Genomic DNA, 526 nt, shown 5'->3' with positions numbered 1-526 from the left:
CTCTTTGGACGCGTCCTGCCAGTTTTGGCCTTTTTTGATGCGGACGTTGATCATGGTTTGCGGATACGGCTGCCAATCGGCGCAAACGGTGGCAAGGTCTTGATTCAAGGTTTGCAATGCGGCCAAAACTTGTAGCGCGGAAATGATGCCGTCGCCGGTATTGTGTTTGTCCATGCACAAAATATGGCCGCTGGCTTCGCCGCCAATCAGCCAACCGCGTTGGTGGAGCTGTTCCAACACATAGCGGTCGCCCACTTTGGCACGGCAGAAATCAACGCCCTGCTCTTTCAAAGCAATTTCCATCGCCATATTGGTCATCACTGTACCCACCACACCGCCGATTTCCACGCCTTCGTGCGCGCGTGCTTTGGCAATCACATAAATCAGGCTGTCGCCGTCATACACTTTGCCATTGCGGTCAACCATCATCAAACGGTCGCCATCGCCGTCCAAGGCAATGCCGTAATCGGCTTCATTTTGCAGTACGGCAGCTTGCAAAGCTTTCGGATGGGTCGCACCACATTTC

General features: G+C 53.8%; 1 pseudogene. It reads right to left on the bottom strand.

From position 1 onward, the window contains the following. Positions 1-526 (bottom strand): annotated as a pseudogene (glmM, locus tag ACTHUR_RS17935) (phosphoglucosamine mutase); the annotation flags it as partial.

This window comes from Neisseria sp. P0021.S007 (assembly GCF_051956855.1).
The sequence above is the reverse complement of the archived record's forward strand: the minus strand, read 5'-3'. Positions and strand labels throughout refer to the sequence as shown.